At 59.4% G+C, this 26,394-nt stretch carries 17 protein-coding genes; 6 read left to right on the top strand and 11 right to left on the bottom strand.

Annotated features, from left to right (window positions below; genetic code table 11):
- Positions 1–30 precede the first annotated feature (30 nt).
- The 4 genes from NYR50_RS22455 to NYR50_RS22440 form a co-directional block, all read right to left on the bottom strand.
- Positions 31–1,029 (bottom strand): TRAP transporter substrate-binding protein, encoded by a 999-nt coding sequence (locus NYR50_RS22455; protein ID WP_418138078.1) that lies wholly within the window; start codon positions 1,027–1,029, stop codon positions 31–33.
- A gap of 16 nt (positions 1,030–1,045) precedes the next feature.
- On the bottom strand, positions 1,046–2,812 hold the full coding sequence (locus NYR50_RS22450) for a TRAP transporter large permease subunit (RefSeq protein WP_418138288.1): 1,767 nt from the start codon (positions 2,810–2,812) through the stop codon (positions 1,046–1,048).
- A 154-nt stretch (positions 2,813–2,966) separates the two neighbouring features.
- A complete protein-coding gene (locus NYR50_RS22445) occupies positions 2,967–4,802 on the bottom strand; it encodes a dipeptide ABC transporter ATP-binding protein (RefSeq protein ID WP_418138077.1) in 1,836 nt (611 codons plus the stop codon).
- Positions 4,803–5,003: 201 nt separating this feature from the next.
- Entirely contained in the window at positions 5,004–6,200 is a 1,197-nt protein-coding gene (locus NYR50_RS22440; protein ID WP_418138076.1) for an aminotransferase class V-fold PLP-dependent enzyme, read from the bottom strand.
- Between the two features lie 103 nt (positions 6,201–6,303).
- Between NYR50_RS22440 and NYR50_RS22435 the strand changes: the two genes are divergently transcribed.
- Entirely contained in the window at positions 6,304–7,125 is an 822-nt protein-coding gene (locus NYR50_RS22435) for an IclR family transcriptional regulator (protein ID WP_418138287.1), read from the top strand.
- 6 nt (positions 7,126–7,131) lie between these two features.
- On the opposite strand, the gene NYR50_RS22430 is transcribed toward NYR50_RS22435, so the two are convergent.
- From NYR50_RS22430 to NYR50_RS22410, 5 genes are all read right to left on the bottom strand, one after another.
- Positions 7,132–7,626, bottom strand: coding sequence for a RidA family protein (locus tag NYR50_RS22430; RefSeq protein WP_418138075.1), 495 nt, complete (start codon positions 7,624–7,626; stop codon positions 7,132–7,134).
- A gap of 82 nt (positions 7,627–7,708) precedes the next feature.
- Positions 7,709–8,932: an amidohydrolase/deacetylase family metallohydrolase gene (locus tag NYR50_RS22425; protein WP_418138074.1), complete on the bottom strand. Its 1,224-nt coding sequence runs from the start codon at positions 8,930–8,932 to the stop codon at positions 7,709–7,711.
- 1 nt (position 8,933) lies between these two features.
- Positions 8,934–9,809, bottom strand: coding sequence for an ABC transporter permease (locus NYR50_RS22420; RefSeq protein ID WP_418138073.1), 876 nt, complete (start codon positions 9,807–9,809; stop codon positions 8,934–8,936).
- The gene (locus NYR50_RS22415; protein ID WP_418138072.1) at positions 9,809–10,750 is read right to left on the bottom strand and encodes an ABC transporter permease; all 942 of its coding nucleotides are present in this window, start codon (positions 10,748–10,750) and stop codon (positions 9,809–9,811) included. The genes NYR50_RS22420 and NYR50_RS22415 overlap by 1 nt, the downstream gene beginning before the upstream one ends.
- A 327-nt stretch (positions 10,751–11,077) precedes the next feature.
- On the bottom strand, positions 11,078–12,604 hold the full coding sequence (locus NYR50_RS22410) for an ABC transporter substrate-binding protein (protein WP_418138071.1): 1,527 nt from the start codon (positions 12,602–12,604) through the stop codon (positions 11,078–11,080).
- Positions 12,605–13,040: 436 nt separating this feature from the next.
- Here NYR50_RS22410 and NYR50_RS22405 point away from each other — a divergent pair, with 436 nt between their 5' ends.
- From NYR50_RS22405 to NYR50_RS22385, 5 genes are all read left to right on the top strand, one after another.
- Positions 13,041–14,165: a glycosyltransferase family 4 protein gene (locus tag NYR50_RS22405; protein ID WP_418138070.1), complete on the top strand. Its 1,125-nt coding sequence runs from the start codon at positions 13,041–13,043 to the stop codon at positions 14,163–14,165.
- A gap of 54 nt (positions 14,166–14,219) precedes the next feature.
- Positions 14,220–15,302 (top strand): acyltransferase family protein, encoded by a 1,083-nt coding sequence (locus tag NYR50_RS22400; protein ID WP_418138069.1) that lies wholly within the window; start codon positions 14,220–14,222, stop codon positions 15,300–15,302.
- 443 nt (positions 15,303–15,745) lie between these two features.
- The gene (locus tag NYR50_RS22395) at positions 15,746–16,942 is read left to right on the top strand and encodes a polysaccharide biosynthesis/export family protein (protein WP_418138068.1); all 1,197 of its coding nucleotides are present in this window, start codon (positions 15,746–15,748) and stop codon (positions 16,940–16,942) included.
- A 297-nt stretch (positions 16,943–17,239) separates the two neighbouring features.
- Positions 17,240–18,517: an efflux RND transporter periplasmic adaptor subunit gene (locus NYR50_RS22390; RefSeq protein WP_418138067.1), complete on the top strand. Its 1,278-nt coding sequence runs from the start codon at positions 17,240–17,242 to the stop codon at positions 18,515–18,517.
- On the top strand, positions 18,514–21,654 hold the full coding sequence (locus tag NYR50_RS22385) for an efflux RND transporter permease subunit (RefSeq protein WP_418138066.1): 3,141 nt from the start codon (positions 18,514–18,516) through the stop codon (positions 21,652–21,654). Before NYR50_RS22390 ends, NYR50_RS22385 begins: the two co-directional genes overlap by 4 nt.
- Here NYR50_RS22385 and NYR50_RS22380 read toward each other — a convergent pair.
- Both NYR50_RS22380 and NYR50_RS22375 read right to left on the bottom strand, forming a co-directional pair.
- Positions 21,651–22,232 (bottom strand): invasion associated locus B family protein, encoded by a 582-nt coding sequence (locus NYR50_RS22380; RefSeq protein ID WP_418138065.1) that lies wholly within the window; start codon positions 22,230–22,232, stop codon positions 21,651–21,653. The genes NYR50_RS22385 and NYR50_RS22380 overlap by 4 nt on opposite strands.
- Positions 22,232–26,206 (bottom strand): autotransporter domain-containing protein, encoded by a 3,975-nt coding sequence (locus NYR50_RS22375; protein WP_418138064.1) that lies wholly within the window; start codon positions 26,204–26,206, stop codon positions 22,232–22,234. The genes NYR50_RS22380 and NYR50_RS22375 overlap by 1 nt, the downstream gene beginning before the upstream one ends.
- Between the last annotated feature and the right edge of the window lie 188 nt (positions 26,207–26,394).

The raw sequence follows: 26,394 nt of genomic DNA, 5'->3' as shown, positions 1-26,394 counted from the left end.
GCCTTCCCTTTCACGTCCGATGCGGCTGACTCAGATAGACTGGATCGCTTCGATCTTTTCGAGACCGCCGACAATTCCGGCAAAATCCTGCCAGACGCCCTGCGCGCCCTTGCGCCATTCATCCAGCATTTCCGGCTGCAGCACCTTGCCACCCTTAGAGAGTGCAAGGTCGACGGACTTTACTTCATCTTCCACGATCAACTGGTTGAAATAACGGGCACCTTCGCTGGAGGCTTCCAAGAAGACCTTCTTTTCCTCATCGTCCAGCTGGCTCCAGAAAGCTGCACCGTAATAAACCACGCCCGAGGCCCAGATATGGCCGGTCTCGGTCAGATAAGGCACGACCTCGTAAAGCTTGAAACCGGCATAGGCCGATTTGGTGAGGTCCATGGCATCGGCCACCCCGGTCGCCAGCGCATTATAGGTTTCGGTGATCGGAATGCCGAACGGTGTCATGCCGAAGGCGCTCCACAATCTGGTGTGCAACGGGCTCTGAATGACGCGGATTTTCTTGCCCTTCAACTGTTCCGGCCGGGTCACAGGCTCCTTGGCCAGAAGATGACGTGCGCCGTAATTGATGAAATCGGCGGCGACGAATTGCTGTGCGGCAAGCTTTGTCTTCAGTTCTTCGCCGGTCTCTCCCGTCACCACCTTGCGCACATGTTCACTATCTCGGAACAGGAAAGGCAGGTCGAGGATCTGCAGTTCCGGCACCCACCCGGACAGGGAAGAGACGGTGGTGAGGCTCGCCTGAACCGATCCCAGCCGGATGTTTTCCGCCACTTCCTTTTCGCCGCCCAGGGCCCCGCTCTTGACGATGTTGAAGTGGAAACGGCCGGGCAGTTTCGCCTCAACCAGCTCGCTGATCTTCACCCAGATCTTCGTCTCCGGCTTGTCGTCGGCAAATAGCGATGCGACCGTGAGGCGGCGGGTTCTGGCCTGCGCCGGGCGCATCAGGGCCGGTGCGGCAAGCGCTGCGGCACCGAGGGCGGAGAGTTTGAGGAGATGGCGGCGATCGATAATGGTCATGACGAAAACCTCTGACTTAAAACAATATGGCCCATAGGCATAAAATGGCGAGGGCAACGAGCAGCGAGACGAGATAGGGAATGACCGCCCGGAAAAGTGCTCCCGCCGGAACACGGGTCACGCCGCTGACCACGAAGATGAGCATGCCGAGTGGCGGCGTCAGGCCGTGGATCATCAGATTAACCACCAGAATGACGCCGAAATGAATGGGATCGATGCCGGCCGCAACCGCAGCGGGCAGCAGGATCGGCCCGAAGAGCAGGATCGCCGCGCCGATATCCAGCACGAGACCAACCGCCAGCAGGATGAGATTGGAGAGCAGCAATACCGCGATCTTGCTGCCGCCGAGCACAGTGACAAAATCCATAACGAGGCCGGAGACATTGTCCACCGCCAGCAGAAAGGCGAAAGGACCGGCGGTGCCGATCAGAAGACCAATTGCTGCCGCCTCCCCGGACGATTGCCGGAAGGTCGAGAAAATGCGACCTACGCCCAGCCGGTAACCGAAGCCGAGGAGCAGCGTATAGAGCGCCGCAAGAGCCGCCGCTTCCGTGGTGGTGACGATGCCGATGCGGATGCCGACCACCACGATGACGCCAAGGCCGAAAGCCGGTATGGCGGCGATGGCCGAGCGCCATCGCTCTGCCCCAGACGCGCGTGGCAGGGTATCGACGCTGCGCACGCTCAAATGGATCGCCACGCCGAGGCAAACGGCCATCAGCCCCCCGGCGAAAAAGCCGCCGACCAGCAATGAGCCCACCGAAAGATTGGTGGCCGTGGCGAGGATCAGGAAAGCGATGGACGGCGGAATGACATTGTCGAGCACGGATGTCGCGGCGATGATCGCGCCAGCCTGCGCCGGCGGATAACCATGTTTGACGAGTTCCGGCTGAAAGGTGGAAGCGCCGAAGGCGGCGTTGGCGACCGATGAACCGGACGCGCCGGAAAACAGCACGCTGGTCAAAAGCGTCGTCTGCGCCAGACCCGCCCGACGGTGGCCAACGACGGAAGCGGCGAAACGGACGAGCTGGTTGGCGACACCCGATATCGTCAGCAGGCTTCCGGCCAGCAGGAAGAAGGGGATGGCAAGCAGCAGGAATTTCGACATGCCCGTTACGGTCGAAGAAACGATGGCCGGCTCCGGTAAGGTGCTGCCAAAAGCAATCGCCACATAAGCGGCAGCAAGAAAAGCGTGAGCGAGCGGGGCCGCCAGAACCAGTCCCACCGCCGCCGTCAGCGCCAGAAACAGGCTGGGCGGCAGGGTCGTATCGACAAACACTTCCGGCAGTCCGACATAGGCCACAACTGCGATCGTCATGGACAGCAGAACGGCGAATGTCTTGCCTTCGCTGAAACGCTGAAGCGCCAGATAGACAAGGATCAGCCCGCCGCCCGCGCCGAGGAAGCCGAAACGCACCCATTCCGGCAGGCCGAGCGTCGGCGAAGTACCGCCCAGCATGGCCGCGATCTCCACCCCGCCGAAAGCGAGAATGAGCGCCGCAACAAAGGAGAAGGCATCGGCGAGAATTTCAGTGGCGGCATAAAGCCGCTGCGGCAGGAAGCGCACGAAGACATCGAGCCGCATCGCCAATGCGCTTTTGAGGCTGAGCGGTGCGCCAACGGCGATCATCGCCACATTGAGCCATATGCCCAGATCTTCCGCGCCGATGAAGCCGGTATGGAACAGATATCGCAGAGTGACATTGACCAGCACCACCACGAGAAGGGCCGCAAGGATCAACGCGGCCACCGCGCCGAGCACGGCGTCGAAACGTGACAGCATCACCGCCGCCGACGTCTCGAAGCTTTTGCGCCTCTGCTTTTCCGCTACCGCCATGATCCGCCTTCCGCGCGTGATCGGTGTCACGCGGCCAGAAGCGGTATAGAAGAATGTCCCCCCGTGTAAAGCACCGCGCTCCGGGAAAACGGGGCGGCAGTCAGAGCGCCACGAGGTGACCGGGTGAAACCTCGCGATACGCCCGCGGATTGACTGTGTAATCAACCGGACGGATCGGGCTTTTCAGCTCGTCATTCGCCGCACCGCGCCGCGTGTTCCGGCGGTCCGGATCCGGCACCGGCACCGCGGCCATCAGCTTGCGGGTATAGTCGTGCTGCGGATTGTCGAAGACAGCAGCGCGTGGACCGATCTCGACGATCTCGCCGAGATACATCACCGCCACCCGGTGGCTGACGCGTTCCACCACCGCCATATCATGGGAAATGAACAGGAAGGCAAGATCGAGGCTCTGCTGCAGATCCAGCATCAGGTTGATGACCTGCGCCTTGATCGACACGTCAAGCGCTGAGACGCTTTCATCGGCAACGATGACATTAGGCTGCAGCGCCAACGCGCGGGCGATGCAGATGCGCTGCCGCTGGCCGCCGGAAAACTCGTGCGGGTAACGCGCCGCCATATCGGGTGAGAGACCGACCTTTTCCAGCATGTCGGCCACCACCTCTTTCGCTTCGCGGGCGCTGCCCATGCGGTGCTCCAGAAAAGGTTCGGCAATCGCAGCCCCCACCGTCATACGCGGATTGAGCGAGGCGAAGGGGTCTTGAAAGATCATCTGCACCGTCTTGCGCATCTCGCGCATGCCCGATTTGTCGAGGGCAAGAATATTTTCGCCGTTGACCACCACCGAACCGGCGTCCGGCTCGATCAGCCGCATGATGGCGCGACCGGTGGTGGACTTGCCGCAGCCGCTTTCACCCACCAGCGACAATGTTTCGCCGGCCCGGAGATCGAACGACACATTCTCCACCGCGTGCACCCGGCCGCTGAGCCGTCCCAACAGGCCGGAATGAATGTCGAAACGCTTCGTCAGCCCCTCCACCTTCAGCACCGGCTGTGCGCTGGCATCGACGGTATCGGCCGGACGAGCCGGTTCCTGCGTTTCCCCCGTGGTGGTGTTGACGATGGGGAACCGGAGCGGTCTTTCCTCACCCGTCATGGAGCCGAGAACCGGGACGGCGGATAAAAGTGCGCGGGTATAGGGATGTTTGCCGCGATGAAAAATATCCGCCGTCGCGCCGACTTCCACCTGCTCGCCGCGATACATGACGACAGTACGGTCGGCAATTTCCGCCACAACGCCCATGTCATGGGTGATGAACAGGACGGAGGTGCCTTCCTCTTCCTGAAGCGTCTTGATGAGATCGAGAATCTGGCCCTGAATGGTCACATCGAGCGCCGTCGTCGGTTCGTCGGCGATCAACAGCTTCGGCCGGGAAGCCAGCGCCATGGCGATCATCACGCGCTGGCGCATGCCGCCGGAAAAGCGGTGCGGATATTCGTCGAAACGCGAGGCGGCCGAGGGGATGCGGACCTTTTCGAGAAGGCGGACCGTCTCCGCCCTTGCATCGGCTTTTGACATCGGCTGGTGGCACAGCAGGGCTTCGGAAATCTGGTCGCCGATGGTGAACAGCGGATTGAGGCTGGTCATCGGCTCCTGAAAGATCATGGCAACCTCGTTACCCCTGACCCGCCGCATGGCGTCTTCGGAAAGGGACAGCAGGTTGCGACCACCGAGCAGGATTTCACCCTGCACCCAGCTGCTTTCCCGATCCAGCAGTCGCATGATGGAGAGCGACGTCACGCTCTTGCCTGAACCGCTTTCGCCGACGATCGCGACCGTCTCGCCCGGCGCGACATCGAAGGAAATATCGCGCACCACGGGTTTCCAGCCGCCGTCCACGTGAAAGGACGTGGTGAGGTTGCGGACGGAAAGCACGGCATCTTCTGCACCAAGCGGTGCTGCCTGTGGCACGGTCATGATCGTTCCCTTCTTTTCTTCTGGTTGCAATGCTCGGGCAGGAGGTTGCCACGAGTTTCTTCTCCCCGAGGGGGAGAAGGTGGCCCGAAGGGTCGGATGAGGGGGCACCGTTTCCGAAATCCGGCGAGGGCGCCCCCTCATCCCGCTGCCGCGACCTTCTCCCCCTCGGGGAGAAGAAACTCGCGGCACCCGCTCGCTTAATCAGTCAGGCCAGCGCAGCATGCCGTCGAAACGGTGGCGGCTGCGGTCTTCGAACGGTGTGGCGATCACCTCGTTAGAGGCGCGTGCCTTATCCAGTTCTTCCGCCAGACGGGAAGCCACGATGGTTTCCTGACCGGGATGCAGGTTGCAGGGGTCGAGATAGAAATAGCGGTGTTCCACCTCATGATCGCGGGTAATGATCGGCGGATTGCCTCTGGCCAGCGCTGTCGTCAGGTCCCATGCCGTGATATGCGCTTCTTCGGCATCGATGATGACGCGCAGCCGGTCGAGCGGGTTGTTGGTCGGGTCGGGCTCAATCAGCGCCGTCACGCCGGGGCGTCCGTCCAGCGTCTTTTTCCAGAGGTTGAGATAGCCGGTTTCGCGCTCGCGGATGCCGTCATGGTCACGCTTTTCCCAGGCTTCCAGCGCCGCCATGACGCCGTAAATGCTTTCCTTGCCGACCTTCATGCCGCGGCCGATGCCCATATTCTGCAGGAAGGCATGGCGCACCAGTTCCTTCTTACCGGCGACAATGCCGGATGTGGGGCCGCCGAGGAACTTGTGGCCGGAATAGATCACCACATCCGCGCCCGTGGCCAAAAACAGTTCCAGATCATATTCGGAAGCCGCATCGACGATGACAGGCACGCCCCTGGCATGGGCAATCTCGACGAATTCGGAAAGGTGCAGCAGACCGTAATTCACCACATGGTGCGAAACGACATAGACCGCCGCCGCTGTTTTTTCAGTAATGGCATTTTCCATGTGGAAACGATGGGTCGATGTCGCCTGCCCGACCAGCACCACTTTGCCACCGGCAAGCCGGATCGCCTGATCCACCGGCGCGCCGTAGCTCACCACATGTCCCATCTGCACCAGCACTTCGTTCTTCTCCGGCACGACATCGGGCAGCTTTTCGATGGCCAGCAGATTATTGCCGGTAATGGCGCCCGCAACCGCAAGGCTGATGCCGGAGGAGCAGGACGCCGTGACGAAACCGGTCTCGCCGCCCGTCAGCCTTGCAATGATCGCGCTCGCCTTGCGTTGCAGATCATTGATCTCGACGAATTGCGGCAGGATCGCCGCCATGGCCTGAACGGCCTCGGGAACGACAATCGACGCGCCGAGCGAGGTCATGGTGCCCGAGACGTTGATGACCGGGCGAAGGCCGATCCTGCTTCTGATATCCTCGGTCATGTCTTTCTCCTGTCTTTGCGATGCGATGGGCATCGACATATATGCCATAATAATGTAATAGCTTCTCAAAATTCATGAGGAGCCAAAATTGGACGCCCATAGACTGGACGAGATATCTTCAACCGCCGTGTCTCCCACGGAGGAAAATCCGGACGCGAAGGCGGCCAAGCGCTCCCGCGTCAGCGGCATCGACCGCGCTCTTCAGGTCATTGATTATCTTTACGAAACCGGATCTCCAGCCGGCGCTTACGCGATTGCCAAGGCCATCAAGGCGCCGCTTTCCACCGTCTATGTGATCATCGACGATCTCGTCGAAAAGAACATGCTGGCGCGCAATGCCGATGGCAACATCTGGCTCGGCGCGCGGCTTTACCATTATGGCCTTGCTTATGCCCGCTCGCTGGATTTCATGGGTGTCGCCACCCACGAAATGCATGATCTTTGCCGCCATGCGGGCGAGACGGTGCAGCTTTGCGGCCGCGATGGCGACCATATGCTGGTGCTTGCCATGGCCGATGGCCCGAGCCATTTTCAGGTTGCCTCGCGCGTCGGCACCCGCGTTCCCCTGAACTGGACGGCCTCCGGCCGCCTGCTCGTCGGGCATCTGCAGGAGGCCGAACGTGTCGAACTTTTCCGGCGCTGCGCCCGCACCTCTCCGACCGGCCGCGCAGAAATCAACCCGGAAACCCTGTCGCAATCGGCAGGTGCCGCCTTCCGTGACCGGCTGTCGATACAGGTGGCCGAATCCGACTACGCCGTCGCCTGCATCGCCTCGCCGATCTGCGATAACAGGGGCGAATGCGTTGCGACGATTTCCATCGTTTTGCCGGAACAGAAGGTGCTGGCGGACGAAAACCATTATACTGAACAGGTCAGGGTCTCGGCGGAACGGATCGAAAAGCTGATGGGCTGGCGCAACCATTGAACGGCCTCAATCCCTAAGGGCGATGATGGCTTCTATCTCGACGGTGATGTTGCCCGGCAGCGAACCGAACCCCACCGCGGAGCGGGCGTGCTGCCCCGCATCGCCGAACACATCGATGAAGAGATCGGAGCAGCCGTTGATGACGCTCGGATGATCGCGGAAATCGCTGACGGCATTGACCATGCCAAGCAGCTTGACCACCTTTTTCACCCGTGACAGGTCGCCCAGCGCCTCATGCATGACGGCAAGCAGATTGATGCCGGTGAGGCGCGCATGATTATAAGCCTCTTCCAGCCCGATTTCCGCGCCCACCTTGCCGGCATAGAGATGGCCGTTTTCTTCCCTAGGCCCCTGGCCCGAAAGATAAAGCATGTTGCCTTCCACCACATGGGTGACGAAATTGGCAATCGGCGGCGGCGGCGGCGGCAGGGAGATGCCGAGCGCAGCGAGCCGGTCATAGGGCGAAAGGTGCCCTTCTGCATCAAGCGAAGACTGTTTCACGCGAATTCCTCATAATGCCGGGACGGGTATCCCGTTATGTCTGCGGAAGGCGGAGGGCATACCCCCGCCTTTCCATTCGGGTTCAGCGCCAGGAGTAACCATGGCTGTGGCGCACCAGCTTGCGCGCCCTTGGAATATAACGGCTGGCGGTAATCGCTTCCGTGCCGATGACCGCGAAACGCGGCTCGAACAGACGCGTCAGGCGCGCCACATCGCCATTGGAATCGGTCGCTTCCAGATCGGCATCGACGAGATCGAAAATGGTGAAATCGGCGCGCTGGCCGACATCAAGGCGGTTTTCCATATCGAGGCGAATGACAGAGGCCGGGTTACGGGTGACAGCCTCGACAACGTTTTCAAAAGGCATATCAACCGACAGCAGCTTCGACATGGTCGTTGCCAGGTCCCAGACGGGGAAATTCATCGAGTGGCCGTGCAAATCCGTCGAGATCGAGAACGGCAACAGGCCGCGCGCGATCGCCGCTTCCGCCACCTTGAAGGAGAAGGATGCACCGCCGTGGCCGATATCCAGCCGGATGCCTTCCCCCGCGCAGCGCTCCGCAAGGTTGAACAGGTCCTCGTCTTCCATGATGCTGGAGCCGGACTTGCCGTTGAAGCAATGGGTCACGACATCGCCGGGGCCGAGAATTTCCAGCACCTCATCGTAGAGCGCAGGCGGTTCACCCACATGCACCATCATCGGCACTTTCAGGATCTTGGCTATCTTCTTGCCGAGTTTGACCGGCGTAACACCCCAGGAACCCGTAATGACATGGCTCGCCCGCACCTTGAGGCCGACGATATGCTCGCTGTTCTCGGCATAACATTCAAGGATGCGGTCGAGGTCGATATCCTTGATGTCGCGCAGTTCCGGCACGCGGTTGCAGGCGACAAGGCCGATGGAACCGAGATTGAGGAAAGCCTTGATGCGCTCTCTCGAAGGTTCGATGATATATTCGCGGAAACCATGGAAATTCGCCTCCCCCGCCGAGCCGGCATCCACCAGCGTCGTGACGCCGCGTTCCGCCCCGCATTCGGAGGGGCGGATGGAAATATCGGTGCCGCCATGCCAGATATGCACATGCAGATCGACCCAGCCGGGCGAGATGAAGGCACCCTTGGCATCAATGCGCTGCGCATCCGCAGGCGCCTGCAGTGCAGAGCCGACTGCGGCGATCTTGCCGTCGCCGCCAATCAGAATATCGGTAGAGGATTGGGACGCCCCCTTCCCGAAACCGACGGGTTTGACATTGGTGAGAAGAATGGGAGCTTGAAGAGGCGCTTTCGCCTGTTCGCCGGATGTCATCTTACAAATCCCTTCGCAGTCTTGGGTCGAGCATGTCCCGCAGCCCGTCGCCGACCATTTGCAGCGACAGCACGGAAAGAATGATGGCAAAGCCGGGGAAATAGGTCATCCAGTCAGCCTGACCGATATATTGGCGGCCGGCGGAGATCATGGTTCCCCAAGTGGGTATTTCGGGGCTGACACCGAGCCCCAGAAAGGAAAGCCCGGCCTCGGCCAGCATGGCGCTGGCAAAAAGGAAGGTGCATTGCACGAGGATCGGCGAGACCAGATTGCGCAGCACATGCCGCGTCATGATGTGGAAGGTGGAGATGCCAAGCGCCTTTGCCGCCTCCACATAGGGCAATTCCCGGATCACCAGTGTCGAGGCGCGCACGATGCGGGCAAGGCGCGGCGAATAAACGACGGCAAGCGCGATGATGACAGTCGTCAGCGACGGACCGAGTGCGGCGACCAGCGCAATGGCCAGCAGAATATCCGGAAAGGCCATCATCGCGTCGATCAGGCGCGCAATCGGCGTATCCAGTTTCTGGAAGAAGCCAGCGAGCAGGCCGAGCGTGATGCCGATGACCGACGAGAGAAAAACAACGGCCGCGCCAACCAGAAGCGACAGCCTTCCAGCATAGATGGTGCGGGAAAATACGTCGCGGCCGAACTCGTCGGTGCCGAACCAGTAAATTTCACTCGGTGGCTTCAGACGGTTCACAATCGACAGTTTCGACGGCGAATAAGGCGCGATCATCGGCGCGAATACCGCCAGCAGCACGAAGATGAAAAGCACAATAAGACCGGCGGCGACCGTCTTGCGCTTCAACAGACGCCGAATGAACAGGATGGTCGGGTTGCGCGCCGGTGGGGTGGTGGAAACAATATCGGCCATCAGTAACGAACCCTCGGATCGACCAGCAGATAAAGCATGTCGATGGCAAAATTGATGAGCACGTAAAGCCCGGCGATGATGAGAAGCGCGCCCTGGATGACCGGATAATCCCGCCGCAGCACGGCTGAGACGACAAGATTGCCGACGCCCGGCAGGCCGAAGACGGTCTCCGTGACCACCGCGCCGGAAATCAGCACGGCAGCGGTAAGGCCAAGCACGGTGAGGATGGGGATGAGTGCATTCTTCAAAGCATGTTTCATCACCACCCGACGCTCCTTGACACCCTTGGCTCTGGCGGTGCGAACATAATCGTCGCCGAGAACATCCAGCATCGACGCGCGGGTGAAGCGGAGAATAAGGGCTGAGGAAACGAGGCCGAGCGCAATGGCCGGAAGGGTCAGGTGATACATGCGCTCAAGGAAGCTCGCGCCCGGCCCGCCATAACCCGACACCGGGAACATATCGAGCCGCACGGCGAAGACCTGCATGAGGATGAGGCCGAGCCAGAAGCTCGGAATGCTCGCCGCCAGCATCGCAATGGTGGTCGCGGCCTGATCCACGAAGGAACCGCGCCGGTAAGCGGCGTAGATGCCGATGGGAAGCGCTATGACGCTGGCGATCAGCAGCGAAAAAATCGTCAGGAAGAAGGTCGGTTCCGCCCGGTCGAGAAGCGCCGAGCCGACCGGCATGTTAAGAAAGATCGACTGGCCGAGATCGCCCTTCAGCAATTGGCCGATGTAATAGACATATTGCACGCCGAGCGACTGATCGAGGCCGAGCCGGGTGCGCAGGTCCGCAATATCCTGCGCCGTGGCATCCGGCCCCAGCATCACGGCGGCCGGGTCTCCGGGTGTGACGCGCAGGATGACGAAAACGATGGTGACGACGAGGAACATCACCACGATCATTCCCGCAAGTCTCTGGAAAATATACCGTATCACGTATCAAGGCTCCGAAGCGTGTGATAGGCCGCGATCAGGCGACGGTTGAACTGAGTTCTCGAGGGTGCCGGCAATTCCGGCACTCGCAGTAGTAAAATCGAACGTTCTCTTCGCACGTCCTCATACTCCACCCTCATTCCTGTGCTTGTCACAGGAATCTAGCCAACCCCAAGTCCTTGGGCTGAAAAGACTCTTCTCGCCGCGCAGACGCGCGTCGGCTGGATTCCTGTGACAAGCACAGGAATGAGGGCAGAGGCGAAGCAGGCACACAGGTCCGGTATGAAAGAGCGCCGGATGCAAAGCCCGACGCCCGATTGCCAGCCGGTCTTACTTCGTAACCGAAGCATTCCAGAAATACGGCCACGGAGCCGGATCGACACCATCAAGCTTGTTGGATTTGGCGGCCGCAGCGTTGAAGTCGCCGATCTTGATGAGCGGCAGCTCGGCATAGATCGTCTTCTGCACATTGGCCCAAAGTGCTACGCGCTTTTCCGGATCGGCTTCCGAGGTGAAGGCGTCAACTGCCGCCTTGCGTGCCGGCGTATCCCACCAGCCCGGCGAGCTTGTAGATAGCGCTCCCATCAGCGCCGGTTCCGGCAGGAAGGGGCTGTGACTGATATAAATGTCCCAGAGCTTCGGGTCTGCGCGGCGCTGCGTCAGCGTTGCCCAGTCCACCACCTGCATATCCACCTTGAAACCGGCAAGCTTCAGATATTCCGCCGCCACCTGCGCCATCTTGTAATGGAATTCATATTGGCGGCTGGTGAGGATGCGCAGCGGCTCGCCATTATAGCCGGCTGCCTTCAGCTTTTCGGCAGCAGCTTCCGGGTTGCCGACATTATAATTGCCTTCGACGCCCTCTTCCGTGTGCCAGGAGAAATTGTCGGGGTAATAGGCGCCGTCAAGCGCGTAGAAATCCGTGCTGCCGAAAGCGGCTGCCAGCATGTCTTCCATGTTCAGCGCTTCGGTTACGGCCTTGCGAACCTCAAGTTTGGAAGCAAGTCCCTCCTTGGTGTTGAACACGAAGACCGGGAAACCGAATGGCTTCAGCATCATGGGCTGCGAGGCTGACGAGGACTTCACCTTGTCGAAGGACTCCACCGGAATGGAATCGACATAGTCATATTGCCCTGAGACGGCCGCCTCGACACGGGTATTCGGATCAGGCACCGGAACGAAGCGGATTTCGTCGAGATATTGATGCCGCGCACCACCATAACCGTCGCTTTCGCCATCGCGGGACTTGTAGCCATCAAAACGCACGAGCTGGATATATTGGTCCGCCTTGCGTTCCTTCAGCATATAGGGGCCGGTGCCGACAAATTCGGCCATCGGCTCCGCCTGTTTTTCAGCCGGCAGAATGATGGCGGCGGAGTTGTTGAAAGCCAGAAGCGAGGTCAGCGGTGCATAGGCCTGCTTGAGGGTGATCGTCACCGTTCCGGCATCAGGCGCGGAAATATTGTCGATGAAACCGGCGGCCTGCTTGCCGCGCGAGGCGATCTTCATCCAGCGGCCGAGCGAGGCGACGACGTCTTCCGAGGTCATGTCGCTACCATCATGGAACTTGATGCCCTGGCGCAGCTTGATGGTGTAGGTTTTAGCATCCGCACTGATTTCCGGCAGGCTTTCAGCCAGAAGCGGCGTTACCTTCCAGCCCTTGTCGAAGGTATAGAGCGTTTCGAAAATATGCTGCGTGACGATGCCGACCAGATCGGCCGTCGAGGCCATGGGGTCAAGTGTCGGCGGCTCACCGATCGTCGCGACGTTGATGACGCCACCCTTCTCCGCAGCCATCATCATACCCGGCGTCAGCAACAGTGCGGCGGTGGCGAGAAATGCAATTTTACGTCTCATGGTCAAGCTCCCAGCTCTTCGTTCCAACTCGATGCTCCATTATTATGTTATATGCATCTTTATAACAGAATATCGCGATAAGACGTCTTGTCAATGACCATGCGGCGACAATGACGGATTCCGGTATCAGCGAACCGGAAACAGGATTTTTCAGGGAAACAAAAAGAGCGAACCGGCACCGCGGATATTGCTGCGCGCGCTCGAAGGAAAAGACGGCGGAGAATTACGCAGCTTGGTTGTTTCGCATTTGCGAAGAAAGTGCTATTGAAGATCGGACTACGACAGACATAAACGCCTATTCTTATTTATCGTTACCTTATTCGCCTTCCCGCAGCCGTGTTTTCAAGGGCTGCAGACAGACCTGATATTCGATACCGCCGAGTTTGTTCAAAGGCGGACAATAAATTTTTATTACGTTGAAATTATTGAGGAAATTATGAAGACGGCAATCGTGCATGACTGGCTCACCGACCGGGGTGGGGCCGAGAAAGTGCTTCACAACCTTCTCGAAATTTATCCTCACGCGGACCTTTATTGTCTCGTCGATTTCATGAGCGAGCGTGACCGGGGCTTTCTCGGCGGGCGTCCCGTCAACACCTCCTTCATCCAGAAGCTGCCCTTCGCCCGGAAGAAATATCGCTCCTATCTGCCGTTTATGCCGCTCGCTATTGAGCAGTTCGATCTTAGCGGTTATGACCTCGTCATCTCCTCCAGCTATGCGGTCGCCAAGGGCGTCATCACCGGTCCCGGCCAGTTTCACGTCTCCTATATCCATAGCCCCATTCGCTATGCCTGGGATCTCCAGCATCAATATCTCAAGGAAACCCGGCTCAATCGCGGCTTCGCCTCGTGGATCGCGCGCGCCATTCTTCACTACATCCGCATGTGGGATATCCGCACCACCCATGGCGTCGATCTGATGACGGTGAATTCCAAATTCATCCGCAGCCGCGTGCGTAAATGTTATGGGCGCGATTCCACGGTGATCTACCCGCCTGTCGATACCGCGCATCTTTCCCCTTCCGACAGGAAAGGCGATTATTTCGTCACCGCCTCCCGGCTGGTTCCCTACAAGAAGGTGCACCTGATCGTGGAGGCCTTCGCGAAGATGCCCGACAAACGGCTCGTCGTCATCGGCGACGGGCCGGACATGAAACGCATCCGCGAGATCGCCGCACCGAATGTCCAAATCCTCGGTTTTGTCGGCAATGAGGAGCTTCACAAATACATGGCGGAAGCCAAGGCGTTCGTTTTCGCCGCGGAAGATGATTTCGGCATCGTTCCCGTCGAGTCGCAGGCGCTGGGCACCCCGGTCATCGCCTATGGCAAGGGCGGCGTGCTGGAAACCGTCATTCCACTCGGCGCCTCGAACCAGCCGACCGGCCTCTATTTCGGCGAGCAGACACCGGAGGCGATCTGCGCTGCGGTCCAGGAATTCGTCGACAATTCCGATCGTTTCGACAAGAGCGCCTGCGTCGACAATGCCGCCCGCTTCTCACGCGAGCGCTTCCTGAGGGAATTCGCGGATACGGTGAATTTCGCCCTGGCTGAGCGGGCGTGATGAGGCTGCGCCTTCAGTCTGCATCCATCCATAAAACTCCTATTGAGGGCTTGCATGGAACCTAAAAAAACGCGTGACGACAGTTATGATGTTGCCAAGGGACTGTGCATTATCCTCGTAGTTTTCGGCCACGCGGAAAGGGGCCTAAATGGTTCTGGCGCACCTCCGCACCTCACCCTGTTGGGTTTTGCCGACTATGCAATTTACACCTTCCATATGCCGTTTTTTTTCTTCGTGTCGGGTTTGTTCTTCTCCGGACAAAATACCGCCCCTAATGATTTTTTCGCCAAGCTCGGAAAAAACATCGCTTATCCCTATCTATTTTGGTCGGTTCTGCATGGCAGCCTGATGGTGATGATGGGACATTTAGGTCTCACCAACACGACCATTGATTTTACAAGGGTGTTGGGAATTCTCTGGAACCCGATCAGTCCCTTCTGGTTTCTCTACGCACTCTTTTTCTGCCAACTCGCATCCTATATATTCGCGTCGGTACCCCCGCTTGTCCGTATGGTGTTTGCGCTCGCCCTCTTCATTCTCGTCTTCGTTTATCTGCACAGCCAGCCTGTAGCGTGGGACATCGCATACGGGTTCATCTATTTCACGCTCGGAATTATCGCCAAGCAGTATGGTTTTCAGCAATGGCGGTACACGATGCGCTCGTGTCTCGCGCTTCTGGCTGCATTTGCGATTTCCACCGGTTTCTCGTGGCAAATTGAAATCCCCGAACGGCTTCCATTCTTATCCGCAATCCTCGGCATATTTCTGATTGTCGCAATTTCACAGGCATTGGTTATTCGGGAGAACGCGATTTCATTGATGCTCAAGAGGCTGGGCCAGCTGTCCGTCGGCATCTATGTGATGCATATAATCGCAATCGGCTTTGGCCGGGCTGTCGCGGTGAAGTTGCTCCACGTAACAGACATGGCCAGCCTGTTGGCGACCACGACAATTATTGGCATTGCCCTGCCCGCCCTTGTTCAGATGGCAGCTATCCGTTTCGGGATATATGAATGGGTGGCTTTGCCTGCCTCGGCACATCGCCGACGCGGCGCCGGCGCTTCAGCGGGAGAGCCGATCAGTACAAACGCAAAACGCACGATTCCGGGACTAAAAAATGACCGGACAACAACCTGAAGCTCCTTCTTTCATGACGTCCTAGCCTTGTCAGAAGGAAAATAATTTTACAAAACAATTGATTAGACGTCACTCACGTCAACCGAAAAAGAAACCGCGCAAGCGTGACAAAACTGCACTAGCGCGATGCAGCAATCAAAGAGATTATGACGATAACTGAATATTGAAGAGCAACAATACTGATATCGTCGGGGAATTCGAATATCGCGCCTGACCCGGATTTTTCCGGGGCGGTCGAGCGATGAAGAACTTGAAGCATCGCCTTAAATTAGGCATAGCCTGATTGGGGACGTAAACATCTCGGAAGGCGATTCCGCTGAAGGGATGTAATGCCGGGTGGGATTTCCTTTACCGGTGTCACGTAAGATGTGCTTATTTTTAATAACTTATACGGTGTCCGGACTATTTCCACTTTTTCGGACGGAATTCATTTTGAGGACCAAATGCGTTTATTGAATGTTTCGATCCTGCTTGCCTCTGCAGCACTTTCGGGTTGCACGGTCACTGCGGCCTCCGGCCCTGATGCGGCGACGATCGAATCCAACGCTTCCGTAAAATTTGCGTCCAAGGACAAACACAAGACCGCAGGCGTCGATTACGCCCTGATCGACGTCAACAGCGCCGTTCTCAATTACGTCGGAGATACCACCAATACGACCCTGCTCGGCAGCTTCGGCGGCGGCAAGGGTGGCGTGCCGGCGCTGCCGATGGGTGTCGGCGACGTTGTGCAGGTGGCGATCTTTGAAAGCCAGGCGGGTGGCCTGTTCATTCCAAACGACGCTGGCAGCCGTCCCGGCAACTTCATCAGCCTGCCGAACCAGACGGTAGACCGTGAGGGGAATATCAGCGTTCCCTATGCCGGCAAGATCCGCGCCACCGGCCGCAATGTCGAGAATGTTCAGACCGAAATCGAGGAGCGGCTCGCCAACCGCGCCATCGAACCGCAGGTTCTCATTACCAAGATTTCCAGCCGCTCCGCCCAGGCCTCCGTGCTCGGCGACGTCAAGGAGCCGACAAAGGTTCAGCTCTCGGAAGCGGGCGATCGCGTTCTGGACGTCATCTCCTATGCCAAGGGCCTGAGCGCGCCTAATATCGAATCCTACGTCACGCTGATCCGCCGCGGCAAGACTGCGCGCATCAACTACAACCACCTCGTCAGCACCCCATCGGAAAACATCTACGTGGTTCCGGGCGACACGATCATGGTGGAGCGTGAGCGCCGCACCTATCTGGCCTTCGGCGCTTCCGGCCTGAACGGACGTTTCGAGTTCGAGGACGCCAGCCTCAAGCTTTCGGATGCGCTCGGCAAAGCCGGCGGCCTGCTCGATTCCCGCGCGGACCCCGCGCAGGTCTATATCTATCGTACCGTGAGACGCGATCTTCTCGTGAAGCTCGGCATCGATACCTCGAAATTCCCCGGGCAGGAAATTCCGGTCATCTTCCGCGCCAATCTGCGTGATCCGTCGACCTTCTTCGCCACCACGAAGTTCCCGATGCAGGATCGCGACATCATCTACGTCACCAATTCGCAGGCGACAGAACTTTACAAGTTCCTGGATCTCGTCGGCTCCGTTCCGGCAACCACGGGCAATGTTGCAGAGGACGTGCTGACGACACGCAACGCCATCCGGGCTTTCTGATACTTGGCATTCCGACGCCCCATCAAAGCCGCCCCGGAAACGAGGCGGCTTTTTTCATTGGCCGTGCCCGACAGCGAACACGGCGATGACCGGGCACGAGGCTCAGGACCGGGCAACCTCGCCCGAAAGTGCTCCAGCCTCTGCGTGGCAAGGCGATGCAGCCGTGGCATTGTCGCCGCCATTACAAAAGTTTAAGGTGATTTCGCAGCGCATTGGGTGTCTTGTGGGGGAAAGCTGCTCCCAAGGCTTGCCGCACATGTTCGGGAAACATGTACTCTCATTACGCGGAATCGTCCGATGAAACGTTTCTGGACCGCCCTTAGCGTTCTTGCCATTGCAGCCGCCGGTACCTGGTATTTCAGGGATCGCCTGCCGCTCGACCAAATCCCCTATCTCAAACAATTTTCCAGCGCGTCTCCGCAGCCCGGCGCCGAAACTGCAGCGCAATCCTCCCAAAACGGCCAGCCGGCCCGGCAGTCGGGACAAAGACAGGGCGGCGGACGTCGCAATGGCGCGCCGCCCACGGTCAGCACCATCGCCGTTGCCAAGGCGACGCTTCCGATGGATGCAACGGCGACGGGATGGGCAGTTGCGGCCGATATCACCAATATCGCCCCGCTTCAGGCCGGCCTCGTTACGGAAATCAGCGCGAAGGACGGCCAGCATATCAAGGCGGGCGATCTGATCCTCAAGTTGGATGACCGCATCGCCCGTGCCGCCGTCGACAAGGACAAGGCCAATATCGCCGCCGACCAGGCGACGCTGGAGCAGACCGAGGCCGCCTTCCAGCGCGCCACCAATCTGGTCAAGCAAAGCGCGGAATCGCAACAGGTACTGGATCAGGCCAGGGCAGCACGCGACGGCGCCAGCGCCAAGATCGATGCCGACAAGGCAACGCTCGCCTCAGATCAGGTGACACTCGAACATATGGAAATCCGTGCCCCGTTCGACGGGCGGCTCGGCGATATCACCGTCAGCCCCGGTGCCTACCTCAGTGCCGGCGTCAATATCGTGACGATTACCAAATATGATCCGATCTCGGTCAGTTTCCGGCTTTCCCAGCGCTACCTGCCGCAATTGCGTGAAGGCGTGACAAAAGAAACCGCCGTTGATGTCGATCCAGCGGCGACGGGTGGCGAGCCCATGCGCGGCGTCCTGCGTTTTTACGACAATACGGTGGACCAGACCTCGGGCACCGTGCTGGCAAAGGCGGAGTTCAAGAATGACCGCGGTCTTTTGTGGCCCGGCCAGTCGGTGAACGTCACCGCCCACTTCGTCTCGGACGATGAAATGATCGTGGTGCCGACGGTCGCCGTGCGGCCGGGGCCAAAAGGCAATTTCGTCTATACGGTCGATAACGACCATCATGCCCATATGACGCCGGTGGAAGTTGCCCGCTCGAATGGCGATCTCACCGCCATTGCCAGCGGCCTCAATGGCGGCGAACATATCATCGTTGAAGGTCAGTCCGAACTTGCCGATGGCCAGACGGTGGTGGAGCAATTCTCGGACAAGGGCGGTGCGGCTGCCAATCTGGCCGCCAATATTCCGCAGGAACAGGTTAGCGGCCAATGATCCCTAATTTCTGTATCAACCGCCCCGTCGCCACCACACTTCTCGCCATCGGCCTTGTGCTCGCCGGGCTTGCCGGCTTCCGCCTGCTGCCCGTCGCTGCCCTGCCGAAGGTGGATTTTCCGACGATCAACGTCTCCTCGTCGCTCTCGGGCGCCTCGCCGCAAACCATGGCCACATCGGTCACCACGCCGCTGGTCAAGCAGTTCGAAACCATTCCCGGCGTCAGCGAAATCAGCGCCACCAACACGCTCGGCAACAGCTCGATCGTGCTGCAGTTCGATCTCAACCGCGATATCGACGCCGCAGCAGCCGATGTTCAGGCCGCCATTTCGCGCGCCCAACGGCAACTGCCAAGCAACATGACGACGACCCCGAGCTATCGCAAGACCAATCCGGCCGATGCGCCGGTGCTGCTGCTTGCCGTCAACAGCAAGGAAATGCCGACCAGCAAGGTGGATGAGATCGCCGAAAACATCATCTCGCCGCTTCTCTCCACCATTTCGGGCGTCGCACAGGTGAGCATCTATGGTGCGCAAACCTATGCGGTGCGCATTGGTCTCGATCCAACGCAGCTTCAGGCAAGAGGGCTCGGTGTCGATACCGTTACAACGGCCATCACCCAGGCGAATAATCAGGTGCCCGTAGGTGCGTTGCAGACCGACAATCAGCGCCTGACCATCGAGGCCGATACCCAGCGCACCAATGCGGCCGCCTTCCGCTCGCTGGTCGTCTCCACGAACAACGGCGCGCCGATCCATCTCGGCGATATCGCCAACGTCACCGACAGCATCGACAATACCAATGCCGGCAGCTGGTTTGATGGCGAACAGGCCATTATTCTTGCCGTGCAGCGGCAGCCGGATGCCAATACCGTCGAAGTTGTTGATGCCATCAAGGCCAAGCTGCCAGCGCTGCAACAGCAATTGCCGCCATCCGTCAATATCCACGTCATGAACGACGCTTCGACTGCCATCAAAGATGCGATCTCTGACGTTCAGTTCACCCTGTTCCTCACCATCGGGCTGGTGGTTGCGGTCATCTATCTTTTCACCGGGCACCTGACGGCAACCATCATTCCGGGCCTTGCCGTGCCGTTGTCGCTCATCACCGCTTTCGGCATGATGTATGTTCTGGGCTACAGCATCGACAATATCTCGCTGCTCGGGCTGACGCTATCGGTGGGCCTGGTGGTGGATGACGCCATCGTCATGCTGGAGAACATCCTGCGGCTGCATGAAAAAGGCCTGCCCATGCGTGAGGCGGCCTTGCAGGGGGCGGCGGAAGTCAGCGGCACCATCCTGTCCATGTCCGTCTCGCTGGTGGCCGTCTTCATTCCCATTCTGCTGATGGGCGGCGTGATCGGCAGGCTCTTCAACGAGTTCGGCATGGTCGTCACGCTGGCGATCATGGCCTCGGCGCTGGTTTCACTGACGGTGACGCCGATGCTTGCTTCGCGCCTGTCGGGCCACTCCTCGCGGCCGCCGGCCATCATCCGCTGGTTCGATGCCGGCTTCGAGCGCACGCTTCGCCTCTACGGCAAGGCCGTCGGCTGGTGTCTTTCTCACCGCCGCATCGTGCTTGCCTCATTTCTCGCCTCGGTCGCCGCCTCGGTCTACCTGTTCGAAACCCTGCCATCGAGCTTCTTCCCGCAGGAAGATATCGGCCGTCTTTCGGTCTCGACACAGGCGCGTGAGGATATTTCCTACACGGCAATGCGCGATCTCCAGGCACAGGTCGCCGATCAGATCCGCAAGAACCCCGCCGTCGTGCATGTCACGTCCATCGTCGGCGGCAATTCACGCAATCCGCTGAACAATGGCTCGATGTTCGTGGAGCTGAAACCCAAGGAAGAACGCGCACCGCTCAGCGAGGTGCTGAAGGAACTGGGGCAGGCCACATCGAAAGTGGCGGGCATTCGCACCTACATCAACCCGCAGCAGAGCCTGCGTTTCGGCGGACGCAGTTCCGCCAGCCAGTATCAGCTGGTCGTTCAGGGCCTGAATGCCGATACGACCAATGAATGGTCGAACAAGCTGATGGAGGCGATGCGCCGCGACCACACATTCACCGCCGTCACCACCGACGCCCAGAACGGGGCGATTGCCGCGACGATCTCCGTCGATCCGGAAAAAGCGGCCGCCTTCGGCATCACAAATGACCAGTTACGCAAGACACTGGAAATGTCCTTCGGCGGCTATACCGCAGCACAAATCCAGTCAACCGGCGACAGCTACGACGTCATCGTGGAATTCGACAGCTCCAAATCCTGGAATGACGATTTCCTCAGTGATATCAATATTCTTTCCGCAAAATCAGGAGTTCTGGTTCCGCTTTCCAACTTCGCCTCGCTGACCCGCACGCAGGCGCCGGTTACCATCAACCAAACGGGCCAGCTCGTCTCCACCACCATCTCCTTCAACTTGCCGGATGGCGTGGCGCTTTCCGATGCCACAAGCCGCATCGACCAGATCAAGACCACGATCGGCCTGCCGCAGGATGTGTTCACCAGCTATGGCGGCACGGCGGCGATCTTCCAGCAGAGCCAGGGCAATACCGGCATCCTCATTCTGGCGGCGGTGCTGACCATCTATGTGGTGCTGGGCGTGCTCTATGAAAGCTTCATCCACCCGCTGACCATCCTGTCCGGCCTGCCGGCCGCAGCCTTTGGCGCTCTTGTGGCGCTGAAGGTGATGGGCATGGATTTCTCGATCATCGCGCTCATCGGCCTTTTGATGCTGATCGGTATCGTGAAGAAAAACGCGATCATGATGATCGACGTGGCGGTGGAGTTGATGCGCGAAAAGGCGGAACCGCCGGCAATCGCCATTCACGAAGCCTGCGTGCGCCGGTTCCGGCCGATCATGATGACCACCTTCTGCGCATTGCTGGGCGCACTGCCCATCGCGCTCGGCTCCGGCGCAAGTTCGGAACTGCGCCAGCCGCTCGGCATCGCCGTGGTCGGTGGTCTCATCGTCTCGCAACTACTGACGCTGTTCATCACACCCGTCATCTTCGTGGAAATGGACCGGTTCGGCCACTTCCTCACCGGGCTATTTTCCCGCAAGAAAAACATTGAGCCCCATGCCGAACAGCAAACACCACAAGGCAAGGCCGAGCCGGATTCCGTGGCGGCCTAACGCACTTCCCCGAGGCGTTTCAGCGCCTCGGGAAAACCTTTGCCCTGCAGTTGGAACGACACAATGCGGCCCTGCAGATCAGGCGCCTCGATGGTGAGCGTCTGTTCCGCCTTCAGCGCCGAGACCAGCTCGATGAAGGGTGTGAACGACACGATGCAGCCAACCGGGAGGCAGGTGCTGACCTGCACTTCCTGCAAGCGCATATTGCCCGATTTCACCGAAAACAGCTTGGTGACGGCCAGACCGAAAGGCAGGACCATGGTGCCGGTAAGTCTGTCCGGCGTTGCGGCATCGTCCAGCCGGAATTCGACGGAGACGACCAGCTTGCGGGTTTTTTCCTCCAGCTGAACCTGGGCGATGGCACAAGGTGGTTTCGTCTCTCCCCCTGTGGAGGAGGCGGCATCGGCACCGTCTTTTTTTGCGGCAGCCGCACAGGCAAGCTGCCAGCTTCCGTGAACCTCATGGAGGGGTGTTGCGGCTTTTGCCACCTCCTGCGTAACCGCCTCACCCGCCGTGGCACCGGCGCAAAGAAAAACCGCAAGCGCCGCTTTCACGATGCGCATCTGGCTATGTCCCATCAGAAACGAACTCCAAGTTCGGCGGCAGCGGATTGATCCAGCACGCCGGCCCCGAAAACCGCACCATAACGGAATGTCAACGTGGCCGATGGCGTGAGATCGTAGCTCAGCCCCAGGTTCAATATCGCCGCATCGCGCGGGCTCGAGGTACTCGCAACCGAAAACATACCGCCACCCTCGTAGAACAGGCTGCTGCCCATGGCCGTATCGCCATAATTGTGACGCCACGCCAGATCGAACATCGCGCGGCCGAGCATGCCTTCAAGCGCTATATCCCGGCTGATCCGCGCACCGAGCGTGCTGTACAGCTGGTCGTAACGGGCAGAGCTGGCGGAAACGGCGGCGATGCCACCCTTCTCCTGGAAAGAATCAGTGCGGGTATTCACATAGGCGATACTGGCATAGGGCTCGATATGGGTGAGATCGAAATCGAAACGCCAGGCTGCTTCGGCAAAGACCTGCGAGGTAGAGCCACCGTAACTTGCGGAAAGGCTCTCCTGCAGCGTCGAGAAAGGAATCGAGCGGCGGGTTTCGGCATCCTGAAAAGCGTGGATTGCGCCGAGCCGCAAAGAGGCGGGGCCGATCACCGTGCCCGCATAAGCGGCCAGATAATAGCTGTCCACATCGGCCGAGGCGGCAAGCGCGGTCTGCTTGATACCGTCATGGCCATAACCGGCAGCAATCCCGGCGCGCCAGCTGTCGCTGAGTTCTCCATCCAGGCCGAACAGGATGCCACCGCCGTTCATGTCGACGGATGAACCATTGCCGTCCCTATCGATACGCCCGCGAGAACCGAAACCGCTGGACCAGAAGCTCAGCGCGCCATCATCAACTGCAAAAGGGTTCTGACCGCCTTCCGCATAAGCGACCGGCAGGATGGGGCGCGCATCGACACCCTCGAAAGCGCTGCGCAGCCGGTTGAGAATGACATCCCGGCTTTGCCCGCTGCGATTGATCAAGGCCATGGCAAGCGAGGGATGGATTTCTCCGGCAAGCTGCGAGAAAGCCCCTTGCGTTTCTCCCTGCTGCAAGAAGAGCGCCGCTTCATAGAGCGGCGAGGTTTGCCCGAGCGCCTCGACGGCATTGGCGGCTGCCCGCGCATTGGCAGTCGATGTCGCGGCGGCCAATAAGCCGGCATCGGGCGATGTCCTGATGAAAGAAAGATAGGTGGTAGCGTCATCGCCACTCTGTGCAACCTTTGCGGTCAGATAGGCGAAACTTTCGTCAACACTTGAAAATGTGCCGGTCACTCCGCCCGTCGCTGTCAGGATCGTGTATCGCGTGCCAAGGCTGTAGGCAGAATGGCCGGCAAGCGGCGTGACAATAAGGCTGACATCGTTTGCGATGGTAATCGTACCGGTCACGGCAAGCCTGTCGGAACTGCCGTCCGCATCGATTTCGACCGCATAGGTGGAGCCGCTCGCAAATGTCGCATTGCCCGTGGACGTCAGCGTGCCGATGGAATTGCCGGGCGCAAGCGTGCCGCCTGAATTGACGGTCAGACCGCCGATGGTGCCGGAGCCGCCGACCGTCGCGCCGCTGCCGACAGAAACGGCGCTTGCAAGCGAACCGTTCACGCTCAGCTTTCCAGAGGAAACCGCGGTTGCGCCGGAATAGGTGCTGTTTCCGGTCAGGAGCAGATTGCCGTCGCCGGTCTTTTCAAAGCTGCCAGTGCCGCTTATGGCATTGGAAAGCGTGCCCCCACCGTCAACGACGAGTTCAGCATTATTGATGATGCCGCCGGAGCCGAAACTTTTCGCCGTTCCTTTCAGCATACCGGCCGAAATGGTGGTTCCGCCGGAATAGCTGTTATTGCCCGAAAGCGTGGTGACGCCAGCCTCGGCAACCACCCTGCCCGCACCTGAAATATCGGCGGACAGTGTGTAGCTCGTCTCGGAATGATTAAAAACGATACTGCCGTTACCGGCCCCGAAGGCGATCGCACGCGCCTCGACCGCACCGGCGGACCGCGCCGTTTGGCCGGCGCCTGCACCGATACTCAACACCCCCGTTGAACCCGCCGCCGTGGCGATGAGGATGGTGGGGGCAGCAAGCGACGCGCCTGCCGTTATCTCAACGGAACCGTTTCCGGCATTTCCGACGACCATAAGGCGATCAACGGAAACATGTGATCCCACACCGCTGACCAAAACCGCGCCACTCGATCCCAATGCATTGCCGACATAAAGATTATAGGCAGCAAGCGATCCACCATTTACAACACTCAAGCTTCCGGAGCCTTGAAAGCCGATATCGACAGAGCCGGAATTCACGGTGCCATTGTCGACGTAAGCGGTGACGTTGGAACCGGCTCCGGTGATCGTTATCGTGCCGGAAGCGCCGGCGAGATCCCCGAGGGTGACCCCAGTTGCCTTGATGGCGCCGCCGTTGCTGACCGTCACATTTCCCGTGGCCCCGCTTGCGTATCCGACAAAAAACGTGCCGGTCATCGCCCAGCTCGATCCGTCGCCTGTTACCGTCACGGCGGACGTGGAGCCGCCATAGGTGGCAATATAACCGTCACGGCTTTTAACGGCGCCACCTGCCTCGATGGTCATGGAACCGTTGCCGTACAGGCCGACATTGAGATCGGAGCGGCTTTTCACCGTGCTGTCTGCCCCCGACACCCGGACCGAGCCATCGCCGCCTGTACTTGTTCCGATGATGATATTCGCTGCGTCGACAAGGCCGCCGCCTGTCACCGCCAGCGAACCCGTGCCAAGCACTCCCACCTCGAGATTGTTTCGGTCGACGGTCCAGACCGACCCCTTTCCATCCACGATGGCAGATCCGGTTGCGCCTGCGACGACGCCAAGGTGCGCGACAGTGCTATCCACGGAACCACCTGCCGTGACGTTGAGCGTGCCGTTGCCGGCAGCGCCGCCCGGATCGGAGGTGTCGCCTCCGACCTGCAAATCGCCGGTCGTCCATTTCGAGCCGTCGCCCGTCACCTTGGCTTCACTTGCCGAATGGCGGCCAATAATGGCCTCGCCACTGGTGACCGTTGCCGCGGCTTCGACCATGAGCGTTGCAGCTCCACCATTGCCGACGACGAGCGTGTCGCTTTGCAGCGAGGAACCCAGACGGCTGACTGTCACGCTACTGCCGTCTGCGGAATTCAGGTCCGCGATCACAGTAATTGTCTGACTGATAACCATGCCGCCACCGGTGATGGTGAGCGTACCAACGCCCGCCTCACCAACAACCAGGTCCGATGACATGTTCCAGCTGCTGCCTCCACCGGAAACCAGCGCTGTTCCCACGGTATCTGGGTCGTTTGCCAGCACGCCACTGGCACTGTACAGCGAGCTGGCGCCAAGGACCTCCACACTGCCGCTACCACCCGCTGCGGATGACGACCAGCTGTTGTAACCCGCAAAAACAGTATCGGCGACGGTCAGGGTCGATGAATTGTCGAGTTTGAGGGAGCCGCGTCCCGTCCCGCTCTCGCCAACATAGATATTTTCCGTCGATGCCGTCGTACCGTGCAGCAGAAGAAGGCTGCCCGTTCCGTTGCCGCCGACCGAGACGTCACCATCATTCGCCCAGTCCGCGCCGATGAAACTTGCGGTGCCGGATGAGCCACTGGTAGCACCGAGAATAACCGAGTTCGTCTGCAAGCCGCCCTGCACCACCAGCGTGCCCTCGCCCGGAGCATTGCCTATCGACAATTGATACACTTCAGCGTTGGTGCCTATCGTGATGACCGGGCCATAGGCGTTGATCATCGCGCCATCGCCCGCATTCGGTACGCGGTGCGACGGCCCCCAGGCGGCGTCGGTGAACCATTCAGCCCCGTCGGGGCCTGTCCAGAGCAATGTTTCCGCGACAGCATCCGACACGGCGGCAAGTGACAATGTCAGAAAAAAAAGACCCGTTGCCCCGCAGATGACGAATCGGCCGAGCGCCACTCCACGCATTTCCGCAGTCGGACAGGCTTTCCCTTCCGAAACATGGCAGAAACTAGCAGACATCCAGTCTTCCTCAACTGCGCAGCGCGGTCTTCTCGCGATCCCGCGAATCATCTGTTTAATAAGTCAAATCAACTAGGACAGTTTGGAAGATGATTTCCAGTATGAATAGCAAAAGCGCGTTTTTTACTGACAGACGAAAACAGAAACGGAGCACGACAGGCGTGCTCCGTTAAACAAGCAAGAGTAAT

Source organism: Agrobacterium sp. El2ro-1b (assembly GCF_048298475.1).
Lineage (GTDB): Bacteria > Pseudomonadota > Alphaproteobacteria > Rhizobiales > Rhizobiaceae > Agrobacterium > Agrobacterium fabrum.
This window is presented reverse-complemented; position numbering and strand designations above follow the sequence as displayed.